A 22,235-nucleotide genomic window follows, 5' to 3' on the forward strand; every position below is an offset into this window, starting at 1 on the left:
TGTCGTAGATCCAAGCAGTGCAGGCTGGTGCGCCAGTCCATGCCACCTGGGCGGTGACGGCTGGCCTTTCCCCAGCCATCACTGTCGAGCCGGAGCGTCTGCCAGGTCACTAGCGGCTTGCCCTCCTGCACGAACGGGGGACAGGCACGGTCGGAGGCTCTCGACGCCCCCCTGGTTGACGTACCAGGTGCTCTCGGCCAGTCCGTAAGGCAGGGCAATTACCACGCGATAGCGGTGACGTACGACCTCACGGTCGCGGACCTCCACTCGTACTATGCGCTGGCGGGAACGGCGGCGGTCCTGGTCCACAACTGCGACGTAGAGATCAATCAAGAGCAATTGGATACCCTTTCCGTCGGACCCCATGCGGGCGGCGAAGAAATTTCTACGACAGAACCGGACCTTTTGCCACAAGAAATTCGAGATCCAGGGCAGGGCGGTGCAAGTTCTGGCTCGCATCGGAAGAAACCACGGGATCTACGAGCCGAAGGGGAACTACGAAGAGTTGATGGAGCTTGCGCGTTCACACGTTTCGGGTGGATTGGTGGAGGAACCCATTGGGGGGCGAATATGAAAATCGGCGAAGTCGAGGTGGTCCTGAACCACGGCCTTCTGGTGATTGGGTCAGGCGAAAATCCGGAGTTCGATCTATTGATGAACCCTCCTCCGGTAAGTGATCAAAGACATGTCATGGTCGCTACTCGTGCTCAGATCGCTCCGGTGAGAGTAGGGGTGTGGCGTGGAATTTCACCAGTCGCACCCCGGCTGACCTTCAGCGGTCGGCTGCTCCTTGCTACGGGATATTTGACGTTCAGGGAGAGTTCGGAACAACCGTTCTTCGCATGGCCGGCCGCGAGCTCCGGGTCCTCGATCGTGGTGTCGGTCGGTACCGACGCGTGGGACGCGGCAACGGACGTGACGGTCGTCATCGATCCGAGCCCGGAGAGCTGGCCGGATCTGACAAGTAGAGAGGGATTCGTGGCTTCATCTGCCGAAGTTTCCTCTATTTCGCAGATCGACCGAGTACTTGCCGGGCACAATTACCCGGAGGAGCGCCTCGCGGCGGCGCTGAGAATTCTGTCCATGGCATCGGAGGAAGGCGTCTCGGCACCGCGTATTCGATATGGAGTTGAATCTGTCAGGGAATGGATGAAGTGGCTGCATCCGGCCATCTCTGCGAACTCCTTCGATGGAGTTCCAGAGATCATTGACGACACCGTCGCCGGGACAAATAGTGTGGAGGTGGGTGTGCGAGCTGTCATGATGAATATCTCGACCGCCATCGGTGTTACCGCCGAGGAGTTGATGTTGGCCCACTGGTAGAGGCACCTAAACGGGATCGGCTTGGAGTGAGATTTACGAAGGGTGCGGTCGGTTGGGTCCACATGCATTGGTGGGGGAGACTGTTTTCGGCGGAACCGTATATCTACCGGACGGAACGCTTGCCGCCTTCGACGGTCGAGAACGTGAGCCGCTTCACGGAGAAGCTCGGTAAGTCGGGGGCGTACCACGTGACCATCAGGGCCGATGACCCCATGCGGGCCTCTCGTGTTGACCGTCCGAGTGCCCGTCGTCAACCTCGCGATCGTCGAGGACTTCTGGATCGACGGCCTTGACCCTGCTGGCCTCGCACGGATCGCGGCCAAGCTGCGAGCCCAAGCCGATCGTCTGATCACGCGATACGCCCCCGGCTCGTCGCTGCCCGCGCCGACTGGGCTGAACGTCACGGTGCCAGCAAACCTAAAGCTCGGCAGGCGAATTCCCCATTGGGCAGACAACGGGTACGGAACGCCTAATCCGGGGCGTGGTGCGCCCGGCGACCTTCGATTCGGCGCACGAGGCGGGCTGGGTATGGCTTCGCGACACGGCGATCCCGTTCTGCGGCCTCAATCAAAGTCGGATGGCCCGAAAGTTCCGTTGGATTCCGGCAGGACGACCTTGCGTCCGGGACTTTCCTGGTACGGGCCACCAGCAGAGCCCCAGGTCTTCGACCTGAGGCTTATCAAATGGCGCGGATGACGGGAATCGAACCCGCGCTCTGAGCTTGGGAATCACAGGCGCCTTGTAAGCGTTCGTGCTGGTCAGCGACGCATTCGGTCCTGAAGTGCCCAGTGGGCCGACGCCGTTGGTGACCGTGATTGACCGCACCGTACCGCTGTCCATGGTGCGGAACTGGCGTGAGGCGGCAACTGTGGGGGCTGCCGTGTAGCGTAAGAACTGCGTTCTGAGCTGCATTTGACTGGGCCAGCGCGGATTAGCTAGCGCAATGGGCTCCGGATCGCAGGGCTCGCGTCAACAAGGGCAACCGCCCGTTGACCATCGGAGCCTATCTCAATCTGCAATGCTTTCATGGCAACGACGCCACAAATCGATGCCCATTTTAGAAAGACCTTCCGGTGCCTCTGGGAGAGAGGCAATCTCACGTTCGATCTCACTGCTGCGGTTGCGACAGTATTGGCGCCATTCGCCGCGTACGCCCGCCAGAATGCCGAGTGCCTGGTGGATGACGGCAAAGACGTAGAGGCCATGCAGAAGTCCGGTGACGGGTCGATCTTCGTTCTTCCACGGCGAGTAGCCAGTTGCACGATCATCCACGGCCAGAGGCTCGATTATGTCTACTAGAGTGAGTTGAAGGTGCATCGATTCATGGATGAGCGACTCGGCCACCCTTAGCGGCGCATCCCGTTCGTCCTTCTCCGGTATCGAGACAAAAATTGAGAACGGCAGCTCGGGCGTGCTGTGGCTGACGTCATAGCCCCTCGGGCATTGAATCAGATGAATTACCTTCACGACCGAGCCGATACTTTCAGCCATGCTCGGGACGTGGGTAAGCACGTCGACTGCCCCTTGGATCTGCTCACGGATCTCCGGATCACGACTGTCAGCGAAGTGCAGACCCTCGAATCCTGCCGCTGTCTCGCTCGATAAGTACTCAATCTTCGCTACGTGAGGCCCGACTCGAATGCCACCGCCGTCGGGTGCGGGGGGCCTTGTATTGCCCGCCAACCAGCGAGACGTCCCATACTGTTCGACGAGACTGGGCTCCACTTGACTGCGCGATATGAAGTCCGCTACCAGTTCGGCCGTCAGGCCGGGGAACCAAAGCAGATCCTCCTTGCCCAGGCGGAGACTGAGTGAGCTAGTCACATCGGGCTCGGAGTGAGTAAATGATCGTGTATCGCGCTCCTCCATGCATTTTGGAAACCGCGTGAAAGGAGTCGGGCGAGATTTCAAATGCAAGTGCGCTCAAGTGCTCCGGACGCAGCACACGGTGGACATCGGCGGGGTCGCCAGAGCTGAAGAGCATCAAAAAGCCGCCATCGGTGTCAGCGAGACCGCGGTTCAGTTGGATGGTCAGTCGGTGCGACTCGTCTCCGATGAGATAGTCGTTGTGTATGCCGATTCGGTGCCCGCGCACAAGCTTGTGGCACACGACGCTGACGTCCGGCTCAAACTCGCATCCGAACATGGCTGTCATCGCGGTGCTGACGTCAGTGAGGACGTCGGGTCTGGTCAGGTAGGAAGCTGTCGGCGATGCGCTATCCCAGCAGCTGAACTCGTACTGCTCGTAAAAGTCGGTCCGCTTCGCGATCCATGGCGCGTCGCGCTCAAACCATTCGAGCACGTGCTCACCGATATGCGGGGTGAAGCACTCAGTCAAGGTCGCGTATCGAAACGGAGTCGCGGCCATCTCGGGGCTACCCAGATCTGGCCGCGGCCAGACCGCCATATCGGATGCCGGCAATGCGCCTTGTTCAGGCGGAGAGTTGGTTGTCACGGCGATTCCTCGTGTCGGTCATTTCCTTGGCGACGACGGAGAGACGGCCTCTGATCGCCGAGATCAGTGTGAGCTGGTCGCTACAGAAGACGGTCGGGTTAGAGTAGCCGTTCCTGGTAGACCAGCGATGAGCAGGCATTCCTCCGCCGCATACCGTCAGTTCGGGGCAGGCTTCGCAGGTCGGAGATGTCGGATACTGGAGGGCAAAGTATTCGTCAAATTCTGGGCCAGTGAGCTGGTTAAGGAGATCCCGGTTGACGATTGAACGCTCAAGGTGAAAGCGATCAGCACCGGGGTAAGCGACCTTCAGCGTATCGTTGCGAGTTATGCGACCGTCGGTGTCAATCACAAGAATTCCGTACTCCTCTTGCCCGAGACCCTCCTTGCGACCCCGGCCGCCAAGGATGAGACGAATGAGATCATCGAGCACGCGGATTCGAGGCGGGGTCAGGTCCGCGAGGTAGTGGTCGAGCAGGCGCACCATCCAGTCGCCGTATTCTGTCGAGTCCGTCTGGCTCTTTCCTGGAGGAAGGACGTCATGGTTTCCATCCCGATATAGGAAGTCAAATGACGGCGCCCCGGTGGCCTTCAAGAATTCATACACCTTGATAGGGTCTGATGTCGGATCGACAACCGCGAGCAATCCACTGAACAGCCGATCTCGCGCCGAGTGTGCGACGAGTCGAGCAACGCCGGCCACCACGCGCTCGTGTGAACCGTCGCCGTGTCGGTCCCGACGATTTCGATCGTGCAGCTCGGCCGGGCCATCCAGGCTGATCGAGATCCCCACGTCGTAGCGATCGAAGACGTCAATGAAGTCGTCGGTTAGCAGCACACCATTGGTCTGGACGTGCAGACCGGCATCTGCGCGCAGACTCGACTTGAGACCTTCGACGAAACGCTCGGTTGCGCCGATGCCGAGCAGGAGCGGTTCGCCCCCGTGCAGTACTACGCTCAGCGGGCGCGTCTGCGACTGACTTAGCGCGCCCAACTGATCAATGACAGCACTCATCACCGCATCTGTCATACGGCGAGGCTGACTCTTCCACCCATCGTCACCGAGGTTGTAGACGTAGCAGTAGCTGCAGTCCAGGTTGCACCGACTAGCCGTCTTGACCAGTGCGGTATCAATCTCCCGATTCAGGACTGACCTCTAACGGTTGTGGCGGTTGTGGGTCCGGTTGTAACCCATGGTCGCCGCTGGTTCGCTCGTCCGGACCTCCTCGATCAAACGCTGGAGTGCGACACTGTCTATTTCTGGCGTTGGGGCGGCAGATGCTGAGACCGCCACGGTTTCGGCCGGTTCTACCTCATTCATAAGGGATTTCCCTTCGAGTGATCGGCGCTGATCAAGGACCCCACGAGCCCTCAGTCGCGAGCCAAAGCGCGCGAAAACACCGGGCTCTACGATCCGTATCTTGGATGGTAGACCGCTCGTCGGCATCTGTCGTGTGAGAGCGACTAATTTGGTTGCAGTGGGACGAGTATGGCCCTCTGTGAACCAGAGTGCTGGCCTGTTCGACCAGCTCGATGCGTCCCTCTTGACCCTGCGCTACCTGTCGGGCCGGGCCTGAGTGGCGCCGCGTGAGTGCAGGCCGCCAAGCTCTGCTTGCTCTCGCTCACTTGCGCTCCAGCTACGCCCACGCCCGACTTGCGACTGCTTTGGCGTCGGCACCACCACCGCCTACTGGTACGTCACCGAGGCCATGGATGTGCTGGCCGCCTTGCACTGACCCTCGCCGAAGCGTCGCACGGCGCCACAAATGACCACTTTCTCCTCTTGGTCGGACTACTGACCTTGCCCCGGCCGACCGGGCCGCTCATAGCTGATAGGTCGGCCTGGAGCGGAGCGGCCGTGCTGGAAGAGGTAGTTCTCCGGCGAGGTCGACACGAACGTCGTCAACGTCGTCGCGGACTCACCACGGGGCATCACTCTGATCCCCATGCTCTCGAGTCGGCGGTGGCTATCTACCTGTGGCCGTGTCACCACCTGTGCCGCCTCCGTATATCCCAGACGTGTGAGCGGACCTGGACGACGACAGGTCCGCTCCGCCTCCCATGGCCATGGCGCAATCCGCAGTGAACCCGCACCAGGTACGTCGAGACCGGCTAGCATCTGTCCCCACAAGGGGGGCTTGTCCAACGTGACGTGAGCACCCATCGGCGTACCCGAAGTAGAAGCTCAGGTCTCCGTTATGTCGTACTCCGCAGAGATCAGCCGCACCAATCCGGGATGTTTTATTTTCCTGGTCGACCAGTCGACCTCCATGAGCGACGCGATCGGCGGTGAGAGCGCCCAGCAGAAGGCTGATGTCGTTGCGGACGCCATCAACCGGCTGTTGACCGAACTCTCGGTCAAGTGCGCCAAGGAGGAAGGCGTCAGGGACTACTTCCACGTCGCCGTCGTCGGCTACGGGCATTCGGTCGGGTCCGCGTTCGGAGGCGCGCTGGCTGGCCGCGACCTGGTCCCGCTGAGCGAAGTGGCCAACTGCCCGGCCCGGGTCGAGAACCGGTCGAAGAAGATTCCGGATGGCGCAGGCGGGTTGGTGGAGACCAGCATCAGCTTCCCAGTGTGGATGGATCCGGTGGCCCAGGGAGGCACTCCTATGACCCGTGCGCTGGGATACGCGGGTTCCTTGGTGGCTCGGTGGATCGAGGAGCATCCCGGTGGGTTCCCGCCGATCGTGCTGAACCTCACCGACGGCGAGTCGACTGACGGCGATCCGACGAGTGCGGCAATATCCATCGCGTCGCACGCGACAGCGGACGGCACGGTGCTCCTGTTCAACCTTCACGTCTCCGCCGGCAGTGGTTCGCCGGTCACGTTCCCCGACGCGGAGGCCGGTCTCCCCGACACGTATGCGCAGACGCTCTTCGGCATGTCCAGCGTCCTGCCGAGCCACATGCGTTCCTACGCGGCCTCGCAGGGGCATCGTGTCTCGGAAAGCACCCGTGGTTTCGTCTACAACGCGGACATTACCTCGGTCGTGGAGTTCCTGGACATCGGGACCCGAGCCACCGAACTGCGGTGACGGGGTTGGCGCCCACACTCTTCGTGAACCGGCTCCTGGTTCCGAAGCAGGGAAGCTCCGACCTCGAATGCGAGGACGCGATCGAGGTGCGCCCGAGTCTGGACGCCGACGACGCCGTGGATACGGCACTCTGCGCCGCCGTCGCCGACGGGGCGTCTGAGAGCATGCTGGCCTCGAGGTGGGCGAGGTCGCTGGTGAGCGAGGCGGCTGATGTGGGCTTCCTATACCCGGAGATATTCGACGAACGGCGCCCGCTCGCAGCTGAGTTGGTGCGTCGAGCCGTCGAGCCGTGGGACGACCGGATCAAGGAGTACAGCGCCCGCCGGGAGGCCGACGGGCGTCCCTTGCAGTGGTACGAGCAGCCGGGACTTGAGAAGGGCGCCTACGCGACACTCGTCGCCGTGCGCGTCCAACCGCCGCCAGCCGTATTTCCAGACGAAGCGGAATCCGTTGCGCAGGGAGGGGCCTGGACCTATACGGCCGTCGCGCTCGGGGACAGCTGTCTGTTCCACGTCTCCGGCGACGAGGCCACGTCGTTCCCCCTCACCAGGTCGGCGGAGTTCGGGCTCAATCCACAACTCCTCGGCAGCCGCAACCACGACGTCGATCTCATCGCAGACCGCCTGTCGTACGACCGCGGCCAGTTGCGCGCGGGAGACGAACTCCTGCTGGTGACCGACGCCCTGGCCGCATGGTTCCTCCGCGGCTGCGAGAACCAGTCCCGTCCGTGGCTCGAACTCCAAGCAGCGACCGCGGAAGGACAGTCGACGTTCGCAGCATGGATTCGTGAGCGACGCGAGAGCGGGTCGATGCGCAATGACGATGTCGCCCTGGTACAGATCGTCGCCGGGGATGAAGGGTCCGGTGAAGCCGATGGCCGCGACGCCGAGTGATCCGAATGGGCGAACCGGCCTGGGGGTACGGAACATCCGCAGGTTCCCCACCGGCGGGGAGTATGTGGAGGCACTGCAGAACACCGCTGTGTGCTTCAGGGAACCCGAGCTCAAAAGCGGCACGGTCGGCCGCGATCCCGTGCTGGGCCCCAAACCCATCTCCGGGAACTTCGCCAGCGTCTTCTCGGTCACCTCGCGCTCGGGGCGCCGCTACGCCGTCAAGTGCTTCACCCAGGACGTTGCCGCCCAGGAATCGCGCTACGACGCGATCAGCCGACATCTGGCCGCACTGGGCCGCGCGGCGCTGTCCCAGCCATGGAACATCGGCTTCGAGTACCAGTCACAGGGCGTCCTGGTCGCCGGTCAGTGGTATCCCCTGCTCAAGATGGAGTGGGCGGAGGGGAACAGCCTGATCCGCTGGATCGAGGACCACCGTGCCGATCCTGCGGCGCTAGGTGCTCTCGCCAACCGCTTCGCCGCGCTGACCGCAGACCTGGCCGCCACGGGAGTCGCCCACGGAGACCTTCAGCACGGCAACCTGCTTGTCGCCCGGGACGGCACCTTCCGGCTCGTCGACTACGACGGAATGTTCGTCCCCGCCCTGGCGGGCTACCGGGCCACTGAGATGGGCCACCGCAACTACCAGTCGCCGCAGCGTTCGGACACCGACTTCGGTCCCGGCCTGGACCGGTTCTCGGCATGGGTCATCTACTTCTCGTTGGCCGCACTGTCCGCCGATCCGATGCTGTGGGACCAACTTCACGAATCGGGGGGCGAGTTCTTGCTCCTGACGGAAGAGGACTTCCGGGCGCCGGCCGCGTCGTTCCGCTTCGGGACGCTGCTGAGCCATCCCGATCGGCGGCTGCGCGACCTGGCCGGCCGTATGAGGGACCTGTCCGCCCAGCCGTTGTCCGAACTTCCCACTCTGGCGCCAGGCACGTTCTCCGTTCCTGCAGCTCCGCTCCGGGCGCGGCCGTCTGCCCACTCCACGTCGATTCCGCACCCTTCGGCCCCGTCCGGTTCCGGCACGCACCCCTCGTGGCTGACCGGTCATCTGCAGTCGGCCGTCCCTTCGCCGCTGACCGCCTCCCCCTCCGTATCGGCATCGGCCTCCGCATCGGCGGTTTCGCACTTTCAGCGTCGCAGGAGGGTTGATGTCGCCCTCGCCTGTTGCATGGCGCTGTTGGTCGTCGCTCCGGCGATACTCACGGCTGGCTCCCTCCTCGCTGCCTCGGCCTACCCCACTGCGCAAGGGGGAGCGCTGCTTGCCGCCTTCGGAGCGGGCAGTACAGGCCGCCGCACACGGTCCGAGGTACGGGCGCTACGCCTGCTTCGACGCGATCTGCGCCGTCGCTCCCAGACGATCGGGCACTCGGAAAAGGCGCTGGTGAACCTCGACCAGGAAGTCCAGGCACTCGACCGGCACATCCAGGACCGGGAGGCGAAAGACTCCGCCCGCATCCGACAACTGCAGGCCGACCAGAACAACGAAGGCGCGCGCGTCACCATCACGCTGAACCAGCGGCTCGCCGCCATCGACGGTGAGCTCGCGGCGCTGCCCCGCCAGGAGCAGGAGCGACGTGACAGGGCGCTCGCGCCACTTCAGCGGAGCCACGTCCAGGACCAACTCCGGCGCACTCCTATCGGCGAGACCGCGAAGCTCTCGAATCTTGGTGCCGGGACGACGAGCGCGCTCATCAGCGCGGGTATCAGGACCGCTGCGGACTTCACTGCGGTCCGCTACGTCACGGGTGGCGGGTACGGCACCGTGAGTGCCATGTTCGTCCTGGCGAGCGGCCATCAGGTCAAAGTCCCGAGCATCGGAGAGAAGCGCGCCCGAACACTGGAGAGTTGGCGCAAGGGTATCGAGGACCGGGCGCGCCAGTCCGCACCGGTCAAGCTCTCGCCCGCTGAGCTACACAATCTGGCGGCACAGACCACTGCCGAGCGCAGTCGCCTTCACAACGAACGCAAGAAGGCCCAGACAGACGCCCAGACACATCGGGACCGCTTGCGGACGCGCATCACTTCCGAACAGCGTGCCGTCATGGACGCTCAGCAGGCGGCCCGTGTCGATGACGCGCGCGCCAGGGCCGAGATGAGTCGGCGACGCGCCCAACTCGTTCTGCAGCGGGACGATCGCGCCGCTGTCGACGCCGCACTCACCCTGGCGCGCCGGACCCGGCGTGGCCTCTCCCTCCGCCGTTACCTGTTGTTCCTCGTCACCGGTCGGTGACGTTCCTCAGTGCCAGGGCGCAGGACCGGTCCGAGAAGTCCAACCGGCCAGGGCGTCGCCGTCAAGAAGCCGGATGCCGACGCGTACCGCGTAGTCGCGCGCCGACTGCGTGAAGCGGCTCGTGGTGACGATTGCGGCCAGGTGGCCGCCATGGGCGTGCTGGTACGTACCGTTCACCTTCTGTACGTCACCGCTGCCGACCGTGGAGTTCGGGCCGTACCGCTTCGCCTGGAGGATTAGACGTCGGCCGTCGGGAACGGTCGCGATGACATCCGCGCCGAGGTCCCCGGAGCCGCCCACTACCCGGACGTCCCGGCATCCGTCCCGCTGGCACAGGAACGCGAGAGCGTGCTCGAACTCCTTTGGTGACATGCTCTGGTAAGCCTCCACGTGCTGGGCTCGGGCTGCCCACACCGCGCGGGCCTCGGTCCGCCTCCGGAAGCTTCGTACCACCGTAGCTACGACGACGGCGAGGAGGCCGATGACCATCAGCACGCCGAGGACCGGATGAGCGGCGAGAATGCCGACCAGTACAATTACCCCGATCGCCGCGCCGCTGACCACGATCCGCCGGTCGGCCCGTGCGATCGACCGGCGTAAAGCCGGTTTCCCGCGTCGGGCGCTACGTCGCCGCACCGCTGCCAAGCTGATCCCCCCAAAGACGTTGTCCGGCAAGCCAATTGTGCCGGATTTCTCCCTCCAGCACGGCAAGAATGCGGGAATTCGGTCGTGTAGCGCGGCCGTCATCGGGTGGGATAAGGGGATCGACTAGGTTTCCGTCGAGCGTGTCTGGAAAGCCGGACGGCCGTGGGCTCGGCCGTGATGGTGTGGCTGGTGGTTCTCCACTGCCTGTGGAAGTCGGCAGATGTCGGTGGAGGACTCGCACTCACACCCGTACGGCATCGACGACATCGCCAACCTGGCGATCACCCCGGACGACAAGAACCTGGTCGCTGTCAGCGACTACTCCGTACTACCAGCAGGACTTTAGACTTGTGGAGCTGTCGGTGGATGGCACCTACCCAACCGGGTCGTACCCGGACGCGGTGTCCATCGCCCCAGACGCCACAGTGGTGGCCAGCTGTCCTAGTCGTCGCTGCGCAGTATCTATGACCGCGTGAATGACCACCCGTACGGTCGTCCGTTCTAGGATCCCATTCGATGGATTGCTCGTCGGGAATGCTCGCAGCGAGTGCACTGATTTGACCGTCAGATGTGGTGCGACAGTGCTGCGGGTTCTTCAATTGGTCTGGATAACAACAAAGCCCCAGGTCTTCGACCTGGGGCTTATCTATGGAGCGGATGACGGGAATCGAACCCGCGCTCTGAGCTTGGGAATCACATGTGCCGCCGTGAAGCAGGTGCTGGTCAGCACGGTATCGGACTGACCAGCGGGTGCGCCGCAGACTCCAGCGCCGGCCGAGGTTGACCGCCGGATACCGCTGCGAGTGGTGCGGTTGTGGTGCACACCGTGTAGCGCGGATCCGTCAGACGGCAACGACGGTCAGGGAGCCGTCCAGCCCCTTGAAATCGTCGGCGTTGCGGGCGAAGAGGGGAAGGTCCTGGGCGGAGGCGATTGCGACGATAGTGAGATCTATCCTCCGGGGGCGTGGATCGCGGCCTGCGGCGATGGCGAGCGCTACGAGCGTGCCGTAGCGGGCGGCTGCGTCCCCGTTGAACGGGAGGGGTTCGAAATCGGCGACTGCCGCGCCCAGTTTTTCCATGCGGGCGGCTCGGGTGGCAGCGCCTTTGGCCATGGCGACCCCTTGTTGCAACTCGGGCCATCGTGATGGCGGTGACTTCGGGGACGGCGGGAAGGTCCGCCGGGTCGAGCACGTCCAGATCGATGTATGTGCGGGCTGGGCCTACCGTCGGGAGGAGGCCGACCGCCCGACTCCGCGAACGCTGGCAATGCTGGGGCACCCACGACCCGAAGCCACCTGACCAACCCCGCTCGCTTCCGCGGCGACGTGGAGGCATCTAAGTGGCGGGGAGGATGTCCCTGTCGTTGGTCAGGATTGCCGGGCCTACCGCCTACTGCTCGATGGGCAGGTGCTGCTGACGAGCGTGGATGTGTGCTCCCGCGCGCTCTTCGATGCCGGGGGGTGCACTACACGATATCGGCGTCGTTGACCAGGATTTGCCGTTTCCTGTCTGGCTCCGGCACTTCGGGAATAGCATGTCCGCTGTGCGTGTGGAATCAGCGGAGTCGTCCGTCAACATGCCGGACGACGGACTCGTCCGCAGGGTCAAAGCCCTTGCCTGTACCGCACCGATCCAGGCGCTGGAGGCTGTCAAGGGCAGCCTGGGCCGGGTCGATGCGCGCCCCTATCAAATGGTGGAGCTGGCGCTGCACACCATTGACCAGGTCGCCATGGCGATGGACTTCAATACTGGTGCGGAACACGACAAGGTGACCGAGCAGGTCAGCCACTTCGCCGCGGTTCAGGCTCCGAAGCAGAGCGAGGAACAGCACCGCGAGGTGGCTGAGTGGGTTCTGCACAAGCTGATCAACATTGGCACGATCGATCGTGGATTCACTTGGCAGTACGGACGCGTAGACGGCGAAGGCACCTACGGTCTCTACGACTTCGAGTTCAAACTGCTCGTCGAACACTCGGCGCCCGACGGGCGGGTGTTCCTGCGTGTCACCGACGAAGCGATCAACGTCCTGGTCGGTGCGCTGGACACCGACGTGGAATCGGCACAGGTCGCGGCCGAACACAAGCTTGAGTACCTCATCAAGCGAAGGCGGCTTGAGGACGCGAAACTCGCCGCGGAGCAGGCGCGATACCGCACTGTCCAGTACGGGGAGTATTTGCGGCAGTATTTGGAAGCCACCCGGCGCGATGTTCGTACGGTTGATTGGGAGCGGGAGGTTCCCGAGCTGCTGGACGAAGCGCTGGAGCACATTGAAGAGCGCTGTCTGCACGAAAACGCAATCCTGTCGAGCATCACCGCGCACCGTGACGAGACCCGCGATCCGCGCCGCAAGCAGCAGGCTGCCGAACTGGTGGACATCGTGCGGGACTGCATCCGCAGGCACATGCAGTTGCAGAGCAGACTCCAGGGAGCGGGCGCGCTGTTCCGCGCCGAGCAGGACCGTCAGCAGTTCTCCGGGCCGCCTCAGCGGGCGGCGATCGACGTGTTCAACCAGGTGTTGATTCCTCTCCTGGGTCTGGGCGTGGGCGCCGCAATGGGCCCGGTGACCGACTTCTTCCGGTGCGGGCTGCCGCCGGTTCCACCAGCGGTGACGTCGCTGGACACGCTGGTGGGGCGGTTGCTGATCACGCGCTCGGACCGCAGCGTGTATGCCGGCGACGTCCCGACGCCTGTTTTGCGGGACGGGGCCGAGCCGCCGCGATTCAGCGAGGAGGAGCAGCGCCGCGCGGGCGAATTGCTCGATTTCCCCGCCGACGAATCGCACATGCTCAGTGCTGTGCTCGCCGAAGCCCGTACATATGGGCCGGCAGTGGAGCGGTTGGTGCTGCATGACGCGGTGCACGCGTTCAGCCCGGCGCTCAGTGAGGCGGTGCTTCGGGGCGATCCGAGCCTGCTGATCGCCGTCCGCAGCCCGGGGCACATCGACAGTCCTGCGCTCGGCGGCGACGACTTCCTGTTGTCCCGAGTGCGCATTGAAGACGTGGCCGGTGATGACGGTTTCAGGAATGAGGAGTTCGGCGAGTGAAGTCCGCCTTGAGTATGGATGATGTCGAGGACGCTGCGAAGCTCATCGCTTTCGGCATGCGCCCCAGACAGCGACCCGCCAAGGACAGGGTCTACCGGGATCTGGTGCGCAGATACCGAGGGGAAGGCGAGTTCCGCGTGCTGGTGGAGCGCACAGCCAAAGGACTCGGTCTGAAGGTGCTCGGTACGGCGGAGGACATCGGCATGGTGCTTGCCGCAGCGCCGAACTCGGTCTTCGAAACGAAGATGGAGGACTACGTCCGGGTCGCCAAACAGCGTGGTGAGGGCGAGAAGCTGCTTCACGGCATCATCCATCTCGCTGTTGCTGCACTGGCTTTCCCCCGTCCCGATGACCTGGCGAGTGACAGCTACATCGGTCGGATCAGCGCGGAAGCCGTGGACAGAGCCGTGCGCGACACCTGCGACCGGTTGCGCGACAAGGCGGATGAAGCAGAGGCCGGCGGCGACACACCCTCCGGTACGCCGGAACTGGAGAAGGTCTGGAATGCCTATGCCCGTCGGCCGGAAGCGTCGCTGACCAAGGACGGCCGGCTGGCGATGAATTCGACGAAGGGCATGATCACGCGGGCGCTGAACTTCCTTACGGAACAAGGCTTCCTGACGGTGGCAGGAGTCGGCGACGACGGTTGGTTCCGCACAACGCCCCGTTACCGACTTCAGGTCCGTGAGCTGGCCGCTACCAGTGCGTTCGAGGAGTTGCTCAGCCTCGGAGTGGTCCCCATGTCGTCGTCCGGCGTTCTGCACGTCGTATCCCGGTCCCAAGCCGTTGCGGACGCGGTGGAAGGCAGGACGGAAGGAGCAGGAACGGACACACCGGAATCGGAGACGGTGGACGAGAGGCTGTCCGATGTATGAATTGTCCCGGGCGCTGTTGCGAAGTGTCGGCCCTGACTCCGCGCGGTACGAGAATGTACTGCTCGACTTCAGCGGTGTCGGTCCTCCGGTGGTCACCGGGAATCAGGGCGACATCTTCGACACTGAGGAACGGCCTCGCCGCCCTGCATCAGCGAGTGTGCTCTATTTGGAGAACGGCGGAGGCAAGTCTGTACTGATCAAGCTCATCTTCTCGGTCGTGCTTCCAGGGCGACGGCAGGTGGTGGGCACGCGTAACACGCACGCGCTCGACGGTTTCGTGCTGCCAGAGGACGTCTCGCACGTAGTGCTCGAGTGGACCCACGCGCGCAGCGGCAAGCGGCTCGTGACGGGGAAAGTCAGTCAGTGGAAGGACAGGCGGACCGCGGACGAATCGTCCTTGTCCGAGCGGTGGTACCACTTCCGACCCGGGCGGACCCTCGATCTGGAGAGCCTGCCCGTCGAGGCGGAGGGGAAATATCTCAGTCTTGCTCAGTACTGCGAGGAGTTGAGACTTGCTCAGGAAGCGGAACCAGCCCTGGGCTATCGGCTGTTCCAGCTCAAAGGGGAGTGGACCGACCGGCTCAGCGCACTCGGCCTCGACCCCGAACTCTTCCGCTACCAAAGGGCGATGAACAACGACGAGGGTGAAGCCGCCGACGCGTTCTCGCTGGGCAGTGACGCCGCCTTCGTCAGTTTTCTTCTCAGCGCGGTGCTTCCGTTGGGACCGGCCCATGATCTGGCCGAGGTGGTTGCCACGTACGCGACGAAACTGGCCGATCGCGGCGGCATGGAGTTGGAGAAGAATTTCGTCGAAGGGGCATTGGAGGCTCTGGCTCCACTGGTCCAGGCCCGCGAGGCACGCACTGCGGCCGATGAAGGGCTGGTGGAGGCACGCACGGTTCTCGGCCGATTCATCCAGCAGGTACAGACGCGCGCGGCGCAGGAGAAGGACGGATTGGTACGCCGCGACGAGGAGGCCGTCCGTCTCAAGGACGAGGTTCGCAGGGCGGAGGTTTCGCACGGGCGCGCTACGGCAGTTGCACTCGAACTGCGCAGATTGGTGGCGGAGTTGTGCTTGGGGGAGGCGCAGGAACAGCACGCGCGAGCCGACCGGGAATGGGCTGCGGCTGTCGAGGTGAGCAAGGGCTGGCAGGCCGTTCCCGCCGTACTTCGTGATCTTGAGGCAGCGAGTACAGTGAGTCGGCTCCGGAGGCGCGTAGGCGAGACCGAAGAAGCCGCTCGACCGGCCCTCGTGGCCAGGGATCAGGCCGCGCACATCCTCGCGCAGGCGTTGAACGCCATGGTGTGCAGGCTGGCCGCGGAAGCCAGCGATGCCGAAACACGGGCGGTCGAGTACAGCGATCAGGCGGACGCTGCTCAGAATGAGCACGACTCAGCGGTCGCTGTGGCCGCGGAACAGGAGGCGAAGGCCGGATCCGTGGACGAGCGGATCGCCGAAGTCTTGGCCGAGATCGCCGCGGCGGTACGGGACGGACTTGTCCCTGACGGCATGGCTGTCGCGGACGCCGGGACCCTTGCCGAATCCGAGGCCCGGCTGAACAAGGAACGCACGGGTGACCTCGAACTGGGCGTCGAACGCCTGGAGGGCGAGTATCGACAGGCATGCCGGCAGCACGAGGCAGCGCAGAGCGACCTGTCCGAGGCCGTGCACGCGTATGACATCGCCTGCCGCGAACACAAGGCGATGGACACCGGTATGCGCGATCTCGCGGCGGATCTGCGGTTCGCCGGCGTCTACGGCGGCGAGCTCTCCGACCTGGACATCGAAGCAGCGGCACTGACCGATCGACTCGCGCAGGCGCAGGAAGACGCGGAGTCGGTCCGGCTCGACGTACGAATCACCGCAGCGGGCGACGACCGGGCACTGACATCGCTGGAGGTCACAGATCTGCTGCCGCCGTCGCTCGAGGCAGCCAGGGTCTGTGAGTCGCTGAACGCCGGCGGGGTGCCGTCATGCACCGGCTGGGAGTACCTGGCCTCGATACCCGGTGTGGAGCGCCGCGAGGAACTCGTCCGCCGATTTCCTCAGTTGGCCACAGGCGTGCTGGTGAACGAGGCGGACCACGTGGAACGCGCTGTCGAGATCCTGGCTTCGGAGGGCGACTCGCCGACAGGCTTCGTCGCGCTGGGCACGACGAGTGCGCTGATGGGCGGAGGCGGTCTTCCGCCCGGCGCCGCCTTCGTCGTTCCGCCCCATCTCGCGCTGTATGACGAGAGAGCGGGACAACGCGAGCGGTTCGAGCTGGACCGCCGCCGTCACGAGCACCAGCGGCGCCTGGCCGAACTGGACGAGACGTTGCGCACGTATGCGGGGTTCATCGCTCGGCTCACCCAATGGCGAAAGGAGTGCCCTCCCGGCCGGCTGGTGGAACTGAAGGACGCGATGGACACCAAGGAGGAGTCGGCGCGGACGGTCCGGGAGACGGCAGGCGCCGTGGCGCGGACACGGGATGGGCTGTCCGCCCGGCTGAGGGCGGCGCGCGAGGAGATTCCTCCGCTGCGCGACGCCCAGATCGAACTGGACAGTCGCGCCGGAGCACTCAGAACACTTCTCCTCCGTGAGCAGCGAACCTTCGACTGGCGGACGGAGGCGCTGCGGGCCCGCGCTACCGCACACGAGTATCGGGAAGCCGCCGCGGCGGCCCGCACGGCAGCCGAGAACAATCGGCTGGTGGCGGCCGATGCCCGTCGCCGTGCCGACGCCCTCCGGGCTACGGCGGACCGGGCATCCGTAGAACTGGCGGAGCTTCCGGGACAGGACACGTCCGACGCCGACACGACTGTCGGCCGGACACCCGAGCAACCGCTGGAAGTGCTGCGTCATGCCTACCGCACAGCCGTCGACGAATACACCCTGGTCGCGGTCGGCGCGGACCTGCTCGCCGACCTCCGGCAGGCTGAGCGGGAGGCGGCGGCGGCGGCGACGGGACTCACCTCGTTCACCGAGACAGAACTCGTCACGGCTCGCATGCTGTTGGACGGCCCGAGCGGTGCCGACGCGGCCTCACGGAACGCCGGCCGACTCCGTGCCGAGCGGGAGACCGCTGTCCTGCGTGAACGGCTCGACGATCTCCGTGCGGAAGTACACCGTCATCGGACCGCGTTGGATGGCTACGCCGTGCCGTCGTCCGAGGCACCTGTCGAGCTGAAGCCATTCGGGCGTCCTCGGGACGTGCCACACGGAGAAAGGCTCATCGTGGCCGCGGAGCAGTCCCGCGACGAAGCCGTGTCCATCACCGCCGAACTGAGCCGGCATTTGGACGAGGCCGTGCAGGCCCAGACGGATGCCCGGCAGTCGACACGCGCCTTCAAGCTGCTGGTCGATGTGTTCGGTGAGCCCGCCGCGGAGCTCGCCGACGAGTCCGGGACGACGCAGCCGTACATGGGCGACGCTGCGGGAGCCCGAGAGCGGCACGATCTGTTCCGTGGCGTGTACCTCGTGGCTCAGCAGGCCGTGACGGCGGCCGAGGCGGACGAGCGAGCCTGTGCCGACCGGCTCGCCGCCCATGCGGGAGATATCCGATTCGAGGAACTCCAGTCACCCGGCCGCCGGATCATGATCATGACTGAGCGTGCGCTGCTGCCCGCTCGTGCTGCAGCATGGGCGGACGACCTCCGGCCCAGGCTTCGGACCCTTGAGATCGACCTGGAGTCCATCGGCCGGCACCGCGAGCAGATCGTCCGACAGTTGGCACAGCAGGTGCGCGAGGCGCTGCGCACGCTCAAACGGGCCCAGCGCCTGTCCCGGCTGCCCGAGGGTCTAGGGAACTGGTCGGGTCAGCAGTTCCTGCAGATCGGCTTCGCCGATATCACTGATGAAGTGATGCACGACCGGCTGGGCCAGGTCATCGACGACGCGGCCTCGGAGGCACAGGACAAGCAGAGCAGGCGCGATGCCCGCCAACTCGTACTGAGAGGCGTCGAAGCGGCGGCGGCGCCCAAGGGTTTCCAGGTCACCGTCCTCAAGCCCGACGCGGTCCTTGCGGTGCAGCGGGTGAGAGTGGCGCAGACCAAGGACATCTTCTCGGGAGGCCAGATCCTCACCGCGGCCATCGTCCTGTACTGCACGATGGCCGCGCTCCGTGCCAACGACCGCGGCCGAGTCGGACACCAGCACTCCGGAGTACTCTTCCTCGACAACCCGATCGGCCGCGCCTCGGCCCTATACTTGTTGCGCCTTCAGCAATCCGTCGCCAAGGCGCTCGGTGTCCAGCTGATCTATACGACAGGCCTGTACGACAAGCCGGCGCTGGATGTCTTTCCCCTCGTCATCAGGATGCGCAACGATGCCGATCTCAGGGCCCGGCGGCGCTATCTCTCCGTCGTCGACCGCCGCCTCGCGAGCCATCTTGAATCCCTCGCTGAGGGGCCGGGAGGCGCCGTCACTGCGGCCAGGTACTTCTCCCTTTCGTCGGACGAAGCCGCCGCCGGATGAGGCCGACCGTGCACCGGATTCCCGACGCGCTCCTGGCGCGCCTGCGTCAACGGGCCGAAGCCAAACACTGGAACGGTCATACGGAGAAGCGGATCGGCCGGACCGACGTGCTCGCGGACTTCCGTACTGTCTATACGGCTGGTCCGGACAGCGACCCCGAGGACGTCATCCTCGGCCGGTGTCTGGCCACTCTCGTGTCAGCCGGCCACATCAGGCTGATGAGAGGCAAGCGCGCCGACGGCGAACTTCTGCCACCGGGGATTCACCTTCTTCCGATCGGCCCCGCGCCCGCGAAGGACGTTCGGCGGGGCGAGCTTCTGCACCCTGACCTGTACCCGCTCGTGAGGGACCGGCCCCGTGTCACGGAGACCCAGCGGGTCGCCTACCGGGCGATCAGCAACTGGCTGCACTCGTTGCCCGGCCCCGCGGATTCAGTGCTCAACGTTCCGTTGCGCGAACGGGCCTTTGAGATCTTCGGTAAAAGAGAGTATGTCTCATTCTTTCCGGAGCCGGAGAAATGCCTGGACTACGGCGGTTTCGGGGGGCCGCTCTTCAGTGACCCCGCGAAGCTCTACCGCCTCATCCGGGCTTTCCCGACGAACCCGCCACTTCTCAACGCGCTCTTCACCCAAGGCCGTATTCGTGACCGGTGCACGTCGTTCAGCGGGGGCGACGTTCTTCTCGTGGTCGAGAACTCCGCCACCTACACGTCCCTGGTGATGCGGTTGCAGGAGGTTGAACACCGCATCGGATGCGTGGCCTGGGGCGTTGGCTGGTCATTCAGATCTTCCGTGCTGAGCATCAGGACCCATCACAACGCAAACGGTCATGAGAGACGCCGAGAACTCCGAGAGATCCGGTACTTCGGAGACCTCGACGCCAGTGGGCTGACCATCCCGGCCAAGGCGTCGGCCGCGGCCGTGGAGGTGCAACTCCCTCCCGTACTGCCGACGCCCGTCCTCTACCGCGAGCTGATCAGGCTGGGGACGCCGTTGCCCGGCAGGGAGAGCACCGAGCAAGATGACGCGGAAATCATGGCGAGTTGGCTGAACGACAGCCGCTCCTTCAGTCATGTCGTCGACACACTCGTGAAAGGCGAGAGGTGGGCGCAGGAGGCCATCGGTCTGAGTCATCTGACCACCAACGACGAGTGGCTGGCGGACATGCAGTGAAGACCGGGAGCGCAGGGCGCGCGCATTCACCCTTATCGGATTTGCCGCCGACGCCGGTGAGCCTCCGGCGGGAGCCCGGTGGCCTGCCGAGCCGCAATCCGCGCTTCTGGGGAAGGGATTTTCTTCTTGGCACACTCGACGACTGCATCCGGCGCAGCGAGAGCCGGACGGTGACGGCTCTGATCGGACCGATAGGTACAGGCAAGAGACAGGTCGTCGCGGAGTACATACACCGGACGACCGGGCGGTTCGGTCGTGTGAAATGGGTTCGTCCCCAGGAGACAATGGGTGAAGAGGCCGAGTCTGCCGAAGCGCTGAGTCCACGGACCGGTCCCGCCGCCGACCTTCCGCCGCTCGTCGTGATCGCCGGAGCACACGGGTGGGCCGACGTGGAACCGCACCTGCCCCTCGGCCCCGCTCATGTACTCATCACCTCAACCGCTCCGGCGGCGGAGTGGACTCCGTGGGCGGCGGTGCTGCCGGTCGGCCCGTGGGAGCGGTCGGAGTCCGTCGGTTTTCTGAGCAGGAACGTGCCCACGCTCACGTCCGACGATGCCGGTCAGCTGGCAGCAGTCCTGGGCGATCTGCCGCTCGCGCTTGCGTATGCTGAGATCTGGCTCAATCGTGGCCGCTCGGCAAGCAGTTTCCTTGCCATGCTGCGCAGCCGTCCCGCCGAAGTGCTGGGGAGCGCCGGGCCAGACGGCTACTCCTCTTCCCTCGCTTCCAGGATCGCGGAGGCCCGCGATTCGCTCGCTGCAGGCGACGACTGGCCGGCCCGGCTGCTGGATGCCTCCGCTTTGCTCGGGCCCTCTCCGATGCCGGTCAGCTCCCTGAACCCGGGCGTTCTCTTCGGGCCGTCCGAGGACACCTTGAGCACCGAACTTCTGCTGCGGGGAACTCAGTTGATCAAGGCTTTTCCCTCGGTCGGGAAGAGCGGGCTGGCCTCGCTCACTTGCGGCATGTTGAGCGTGACCCCGGTCTACTGCGCCGTGGTACGTGGTCTGCTGACGTCCGACCCGACTGCCTCCGCCCACGCGACCCGCTGGGCGGAGGTACTGCTGGTGGCCCTGAGGCCATGTCCTCCAGGTCGGGACGGGTGGGATGCCAGGGACGAGTGGAGACAGGTATCTCCCCAGTTCATGGCCTACGACCCACTTGATGTCGGCACGCGGGAGGGACTTGTCGTGCTGGCCGCGGCCTATGACCACATGCTTGATATGGGCCGATGGCGCGATGTCCTGCACAAACTTGAATCCTTGCGCCTCCGCGGACGACACCTGCTCCCGGAGAATCACGCGGTCACGCTACGAGTCGGCAGTGTGCTGGTGCGCGCGTACGACTGTGCACAGCGTTACTCGGACGCGAGTGCATTGGGTGCCGAGATGCTGGCCGACGCGACCTCTGCATGGGGGACGCGGGACCTCGACACTCTGAAGTGCGCGTCTGCCCTCATCGTCCCTTTGGGCGCGTCCGGAAATCCACTGCGGGCGGTGGAACGAGCCACGGTAACCATGGCGGCGCAACGAGATCTGCTTGGCTCCAGCCACCCGGAGACGCTGCTCACCCTCAGCCGGTTGGCTGTTGTGGAGCTCATGGCAGGAAACTGGCAGAACTCAGCGACCGTCGGGGAGACTGCCCTATCGGAACAGCAACGCGTGCTCGGCGATACCCACCCGGATGTCCTGGCGACCGCCTACTGGCTTGCCTGCGCTTACGCCGAGTCGGGGGTTTACGCAAGGAAGGCACTGGATCTTTTCTTCGCCACCCATCAAGCACAACGCAAGGCCCTCGGCGACAGCCATCCCGCGACGATCCGCACGGCAGCAGGGTTCGTCCTCCAGGACCTCGATGTGTACAACGCATGTCACGATATTGAATTTTGCCGTCGGACGCTGGATTTATTGAGGAGGGAGTTCGGAGCGGAAGATAAATATGTCTACCGTATCGACCGCGCCTGCCGGAGGGCCGGGGTGAAGATCGTGCCGTGACACATTTCCGCGGGCCGGGCGATCCGGCCGCAGACGCTAAAAACCCGGTATGGAAGTTCCCTCTCAGCGGGGGCGAGTGAGACGACCTTCCGTGTCCAGTCAGCCCGTGGTGCCCGC

17 protein-coding genes and 1 pseudogene are annotated in these 22,235 nt (G+C 64.6%); 12 read left to right on the forward strand and 6 right to left on the reverse strand.

Annotated elements, in window-relative coordinates; genetic code table 11:
* Positions 1-234: 234 nt before the first annotated feature.
* A complete protein-coding gene (locus BGM09_RS29995; RefSeq protein ID WP_188284848.1) occupies positions 235-1,323 on the forward strand; it encodes a hypothetical protein in 1,089 nt (362 codons plus the stop codon).
* 1,008 nt (positions 1,324-2,331) lie between these two features.
* Here the strand turns inward: BGM09_RS29995 and BGM09_RS38140 are convergent.
* From BGM09_RS38140 to yhhA, 4 genes are read right to left on the reverse strand one after another with little or no spacing between them, the layout of a single operon-like run.
* A complete protein-coding gene (locus BGM09_RS38140; RefSeq protein WP_223187784.1) occupies positions 2,332-3,192 on the reverse strand; it encodes an aKG-HExxH-type peptide beta-hydroxylase in 861 nt (286 codons plus the stop codon).
* Entirely contained in the window at positions 3,140-3,778 is a 639-nt protein-coding gene (gene yhhC / locus BGM09_RS30005; protein WP_188284850.1) for a cyclophane-containing peptide 2OG-Fe(II) oxygenase YhhC, read from the reverse strand. Before yhhC ends, BGM09_RS38140 begins: the two co-directional genes overlap by 53 nt.
* Complete coding sequence (yhhB, locus tag BGM09_RS30010) at positions 3,756-4,922, reverse strand: cyclophane-forming radical SAM/SPASM peptide maturase YhhB (protein WP_188284920.1); 1,167 nt, start codon at positions 4,920-4,922, stop codon at positions 3,756-3,758. The genes yhhC and yhhB overlap by 23 nt, the downstream gene beginning before the upstream one ends.
* A gap of 9 nt (positions 4,923-4,931) precedes the next feature.
* The gene (gene yhhA, locus BGM09_RS39240; RefSeq protein WP_411158380.1) at positions 4,932-5,222 is read right to left on the reverse strand and encodes a YhhA family cyclophane-containing RiPP; all 291 of its coding nucleotides are present in this window, start codon (positions 5,220-5,222) and stop codon (positions 4,932-4,934) included.
* Positions 5,223-5,353: 131 nt separating this feature from the next.
* On the opposite strand from yhhA, the pseudogene BGM09_RS39245 reads away from it, so the two are divergent.
* The 4 genes and pseudogenes from BGM09_RS39245 to BGM09_RS30025 form a co-directional block, all read left to right on the forward strand.
* Positions 5,354-5,502, forward strand: a pseudogene (locus BGM09_RS39245) (transposase family protein); the annotation flags it as partial.
* Between the two features lie 471 nt (positions 5,503-5,973).
* Positions 5,974-6,810, forward strand: coding sequence for a vWA domain-containing protein (locus BGM09_RS30015; protein ID WP_188284851.1), 837 nt, complete (start codon positions 5,974-5,976; stop codon positions 6,808-6,810).
* A 23-nt stretch (positions 6,811-6,833) separates the two neighbouring features.
* A complete protein-coding gene (locus tag BGM09_RS30020) occupies positions 6,834-7,703 on the forward strand; it encodes a hypothetical protein (protein WP_188284852.1) in 870 nt (289 codons plus the stop codon).
* Positions 7,684-9,939, forward strand: a complete 2,256-nt coding sequence (locus BGM09_RS30025) for a hypothetical protein (protein ID WP_188284853.1) — start codon at positions 7,684-7,686, stop codon at positions 9,937-9,939. The genes BGM09_RS30020 and BGM09_RS30025 overlap by 20 nt, the downstream gene beginning before the upstream one ends.
* A 6-nt stretch (positions 9,940-9,945) precedes the next feature.
* Here BGM09_RS30025 and BGM09_RS30030 read toward each other — a convergent pair whose 3' ends face one another.
* On the reverse strand, positions 9,946-10,311 hold the full coding sequence (locus tag BGM09_RS30030) for a restriction endonuclease (protein WP_262928429.1): 366 nt from the start codon (positions 10,309-10,311) through the stop codon (positions 9,946-9,948).
* Positions 10,312-10,459: 148 nt separating this feature from the next.
* Here BGM09_RS30030 and BGM09_RS30035 point away from each other — a divergent pair, with 148 nt between their 5' ends.
* Positions 10,460-10,711 carry a hypothetical protein gene (locus tag BGM09_RS30035; RefSeq protein ID WP_188284930.1) on the forward strand — a complete coding sequence of 84 codons (252 nt, stop codon included), beginning with the start codon at positions 10,460-10,462 and terminating at the stop codon, positions 10,709-10,711.
* Positions 10,712-10,804: 93 nt separating this feature from the next.
* A complete protein-coding gene (locus BGM09_RS38630) occupies positions 10,805-10,930 on the forward strand; it encodes a hypothetical protein (RefSeq protein WP_262928430.1) in 126 nt (41 codons plus the stop codon).
* Between the two features lie 496 nt (positions 10,931-11,426).
* Here BGM09_RS38630 and BGM09_RS30040 read toward each other — a convergent pair whose 3' ends face one another.
* Complete coding sequence (locus tag BGM09_RS30040) at positions 11,427-11,696, reverse strand: type II toxin-antitoxin system VapC family toxin (RefSeq protein WP_223187785.1); 270 nt, start codon at positions 11,694-11,696, stop codon at positions 11,427-11,429.
* A gap of 437 nt (positions 11,697-12,133) precedes the next feature.
* On the opposite strand from BGM09_RS30040, the gene BGM09_RS30045 reads away from it, so the two are divergent.
* Genes BGM09_RS30045 through BGM09_RS30065 form a run of 5 tightly spaced genes read left to right on the forward strand, consistent with a single transcriptional unit; the run spans position 12,134 to position 22,118 of the window.
* Positions 12,134-13,627, forward strand: coding sequence for a hypothetical protein (locus BGM09_RS30045; protein WP_317452952.1), 1,494 nt, complete (start codon positions 12,134-12,136; stop codon positions 13,625-13,627).
* The gene (locus tag BGM09_RS30050) at positions 13,624-14,502 is read left to right on the forward strand and encodes a hypothetical protein (protein ID WP_317452953.1); all 879 of its coding nucleotides are present in this window, start codon (positions 13,624-13,626) and stop codon (positions 14,500-14,502) included. Before BGM09_RS30045 ends, BGM09_RS30050 begins: the two co-directional genes overlap by 4 nt.
* Positions 14,495-18,958, forward strand: a complete 4,464-nt coding sequence (locus BGM09_RS30055) for a hypothetical protein (RefSeq protein ID WP_188284855.1) — start codon at positions 14,495-14,497, stop codon at positions 18,956-18,958. Before BGM09_RS30050 ends, BGM09_RS30055 begins: the two co-directional genes overlap by 8 nt.
* The gene (locus tag BGM09_RS30060) at positions 18,955-20,130 is read left to right on the forward strand and encodes a Wadjet anti-phage system protein JetD domain-containing protein (RefSeq protein ID WP_223187786.1); all 1,176 of its coding nucleotides are present in this window, start codon (positions 18,955-18,957) and stop codon (positions 20,128-20,130) included. Before BGM09_RS30055 ends, BGM09_RS30060 begins: the two co-directional genes overlap by 4 nt.
* On the forward strand, positions 20,127-22,118 hold the full coding sequence (locus tag BGM09_RS30065) for a tetratricopeptide repeat protein (protein WP_188284857.1): 1,992 nt from the start codon (positions 20,127-20,129) through the stop codon (positions 22,116-22,118). The genes BGM09_RS30060 and BGM09_RS30065 overlap by 4 nt, the downstream gene beginning before the upstream one ends.
* Positions 22,119-22,235: the final 117 nt, after the last annotated feature.

Origin of the sequence: Streptomyces sp. CBMA29, from assembly GCF_014596445.1 — a bacterium.
In the GTDB taxonomy this organism is placed as follows: Bacteria; Actinomycetota; Actinomycetes; order Streptomycetales; family Streptomycetaceae; genus Actinacidiphila.

What these genes read in the sequence shown, in the direction of transcription:
- BGM09_RS30035 (WP_188284930.1), top strand. Translation starts at nt 10,460, where the DNA reads ATGCCGACCAGTACAATTACCCCGATCGCCGCGCCGCTGACCACGATC.
- BGM09_RS38630 (WP_262928430.1), top strand. Translation starts at nt 10,805, where the DNA reads ATGTCGGTGGAGGACTCGCACTCACACCCGTACGGCATCGACGACATC.
- BGM09_RS30015 (WP_188284851.1), top strand. Translation starts at nt 5,974, where the DNA reads ATGTCGTACTCCGCAGAGATCAGCCGCACCAATCCGGGATGTTTTATT.
- BGM09_RS30030 (WP_262928429.1), bottom strand. Translation starts at nt 10,311, where the DNA reads ATGTCACCAAAGGAGTTCGAGCACGCTCTCGCGTTCCTGTGCCAGCGG.
- BGM09_RS38140 (WP_223187784.1), bottom strand. Translation starts at nt 3,192, where the DNA reads ATGGAGGAGCGCGATACACGATCATTTACTCACTCCGAGCCCGATGTG.
- BGM09_RS30025 (WP_188284853.1), top strand. Translation starts at nt 7,684, where the DNA reads ATGGCCGCGACGCCGAGTGATCCGAATGGGCGAACCGGCCTGGGGGTA.
- BGM09_RS30060 (WP_223187786.1), top strand. Translation starts at nt 18,955, where the DNA reads ATGAGGCCGACCGTGCACCGGATTCCCGACGCGCTCCTGGCGCGCCTG.
- yhhA (WP_411158380.1), bottom strand. Translation starts at nt 5,222, where the DNA reads ATGCCGACGAGCGGTCTACCATCCAAGATACGGATCGTAGAGCCCGGT.
- BGM09_RS30055 (WP_188284855.1), top strand. Translation starts at nt 14,495, where the DNA reads ATGTATGAATTGTCCCGGGCGCTGTTGCGAAGTGTCGGCCCTGACTCC.
- BGM09_RS30040 (WP_223187785.1), bottom strand. Translation starts at nt 11,696, where the DNA reads ATGGCCAAAGGCGCTGCCACCCGAGCCGCCCGCATGGAAAAACTGGGC.